This is a genomic window from Mitsuaria sp. RG (assembly GCF_028369275.1).
In the GTDB taxonomy this organism is placed as follows: Bacteria; Pseudomonadota; Gammaproteobacteria; order Pseudomonadales; family Pseudomonadaceae; genus Aquipseudomonas; species Aquipseudomonas peradeniyensis.
Window position 1 is genome coordinate 1 of the sequence record NZ_JAQMYQ010000094.1, and the last position, 3,215, is coordinate 3,215.

Below are 3,215 nucleotides of genomic sequence, written 5' to 3' on the forward strand. Positions count from 1 at the left end.
GATGAATGTTGATTTCTGACTTTTGTCAGATCGTTCTTTAAAAATTCGGATATGTGATAGAAATAGACTGAACACCAGTTTCACTGCTGGTGGATCAGGCTAAGGTAAAATTTGTGAGTTCTGCTCGAAAGAGCGACGTGCGAATTTTCGGCGAATGTCGTCTTCACAGTATAACCAGATTGCTTGGGGTTATATGGTCAAGTGAAGAAGCGCATACGGTGGATGCCTTGGCAGTCAGAGGCGATGAAAGACGTGGTAGCCTGCGATAAGCTTTGGGGAGTCGGCAAACAGACTGTGATCCAGAGATCTCTGAATGGGGGAACCCAGCCAGCATAAGCTGGTTATCTTGTACTGAATACATAGGTGCAAGAGGCGAACCAGGGGAACTGAAACATCTAAGTACCCTGAGGAAAAGAAATCAACCGAGATTCCCTTAGTAGTGGCGAGCGAACGGGGACCAGCCCTTAAGCTGGTTTGAGATTAGTGGAACGCTCTGGAAAGTGCGGCCATAGTGGGTGATAGCCCCGTACACGAAAATCTCTTGCCAGTGAAATCGAGTAGGACGGAGCACGAGAAACTTTGTCTGAACATGGGGGGACCATCCTCCAAGGCTAAATACTACTGACTGACCGATAGTGAACCAGTACCGTGAGGGAAAGGCGAAAAGAACCCCGGAGAGGGGAGTGAAATAGAACCTGAAACCGTATGCGTACAAGCAGTGGGAGCCTACTTTGTTAGGTGACTGCGTACCTTTTGTATAATGGGTCAGCGACTTATATTCAGTGGCGAGCTTAACCGAATAGGGGAGGCGTAGCGAAAGCGAGTCTTAATAGGGCGCTTTAGTCGCTGGGTATAGACCCGAAACCGGGCGATCTATCCATGGGCAGGTTGAAGGTTAGGTAACACTGACTGGAGGACCGAACCGACTACCGTTGAAAAGTTAGCGGATGACCTGTGGATCGGAGTGAAAGGCTAATCAAGCTCGGAGATAGCTGGTTCTCCTCGAAAGCTATTTAGGTAGCGCCTCATGTATCACTGTAGGGGGTAGAGCACTGTTTCGGCTAGGGGGTCATCCCGACTTACCAAACCGATGCAAACTCCGAATACCTACAAGTGCCGAGCATGGGAGACACACGGCGGGTGCTAACGTCCGTCGTGAAAAGGGAAACAACCCAGACCGTCAGCTAAGGTCCCAAAGTCATGGTTAAGTGGGAAACGATGTGGGAAGGCTTAGACAGCTAGGAGGTTGGCTTAGAAGCAGCCACCCTTTAAAGAAAGCGTAATAGCTCACTAGTCGAGTCGGCCTGCGCGGAAGATGTAACGGGGCTCAAACCATGCACCGAAGCTACGGGTATCACCTTTGGTGATGCGGTAGAGGAGCGTTCTGTAAGCCTGTGAAGGTGAGTTGAGAAGCTTGCTGGAGGTATCAGAAGTGCGAATGCTGACATGAGTAACGACAATGCGAGTGAAAAACTCGCACGCCGAAAGACCAAGGTTTCCTGCGCAACGTTAATCGACGCAGGGTTAGTCGGTCCCTAAGGCGAGGCTGAAAAGCGTAGTCGATGGAAAACAGGTTAATATTCCTGTACTTCCAGTTATTGCGATGGAGGGACGGAGAAGGCTAGGCCAGCTTGGCGTTGGTTGTCCAAGTTTAAGGTGGTAGGCTGAGATCTTAGGCAAATCCGGGATCTCAAGGCCGAGAGCTGATGACGAGTGCTCATTAGAGCGCGAAGTGGTTGATGCCATGCTTCCAAGAAAAGCTCCTAAGCTTCAGATAACTGGGAACCGTACCCCAAACCGACACAGGTGGTTAGGTAGAGAATACCAAGGCGCTTGAGAGAACTCGGGTGAAGGAACTAGGCAAAATGGCACCGTAACTTCGGGAGAAGGTGCGCCGGTGAGGGTGAAGCACTTGCTGCGTAAGCCCACGCCGGTCGAAGATACCAGGCCGCTGCGACTGTTTATTAAAAACACAGCACTCTGCAAACACGAAAGTGGACGTATAGGGTGTGACGCCTGCCCGGTGCCGGAAGGTTAATTGATGGGGTTAGCGCAAGCGAAGCTCTTGATCGAAGCCCCGGTAAACGGCGGCCGTAACTATAACGGTCCTAAGGTAGCGAAATTCCTTGTCGGGTAAGTTCCGACCTGCACGAATGGCGTAACGATGGCGGCGCTGTCTCCACCCGAGACTCAGTGAAATTGAAATCGCTGTGAAGATGCAGTGTATCCGCGGCTAGACGGAAAGACCCCGTGAACCTTTACTATAGCTTTGCACTGGACTTTGAGCTTGCTTGTGTAGGATAGGTGGGAGGCTTTGAAGTGGGGACGCCAGTTCTCATGGAGCCATCCTTGAAATACCACCCTGGCAACCTTGAGGTTCTAACTCAGGTCCGTTATCCGGATCGAGGACAGTGTATGGTGGGTAGTTTGACTGGGGCGGTCTCCTCCCAAAGAGTAACGGAGGAGTACGAAGGTGCGCTCAGACCGGTCGGAAATCGGTCGTAGAGTATAAAGGCAAAAGCGCGCTTGACTGCGAGACACACACGTCGAGCAGGTACGAAAGTAGGTCTTAGTGATCCGGTGGTTCTGTATGGAAGGGCCATCGCTCAACGGATAAAAGGTACTCCGGGGATAACAGGCTGATACCGCCCAAGAGTTCATATCGACGGCGGTGTTTGGCACCTCGATGTCGGCTCATCACATCCTGGGGCTGAAGCCGGTCCCAAGGGTATGGCTGTTCGCCATTTAAAGTGGTACGCGAGCTGGGTTTAGAACGTCGTGAGACAGTTCGGTCCCTATCTGCCGTGGACGTTTGAGATTTGAGAGGGGCTGCTCCTAGTACGAGAGGACCGGAGTGGACGAACCTCTGGTGTTCCGGTTGTCACGCCAGTGGCATTGCCGGGTAGCTATGTTCGGAAGAGATAACCGCTGAAAGCATCTAAGCGGGAAACTTGCCTCAAGATGAGATCTCACTGGAGCCTTGAGCTCCCTGAAGGGCCGTCGAAGACTACGACGTTGATAGGTTGGGTGTGTAAGCGCTGTGAGGCGTTGAGCTAACCAATACTAATTGCCCGTGAGGCTTGACCATATAACACCCAAGCAATTTGCGCCGAGGCCAAATTGTGGTGGTGAAGACGAAAGAACCGAAAGTTCGCGACGAACCACAAAGATCACATATCCGAATTGGCTGGAGTATCCATCTGGATGTTCTGGCA

General features: G+C 51.6%; 1 rRNA gene. It reads left to right on the forward strand.

From position 1 onward, the window contains the following. The first annotated feature begins 195 nt into the window (after window positions 1–195). Window positions 196–3,088: ribosomal RNA gene (locus POF53_RS25800) — 23S ribosomal RNA — on the forward strand. The last annotated feature ends 127 nt before the right edge of the window (window positions 3,089–3,215 follow it).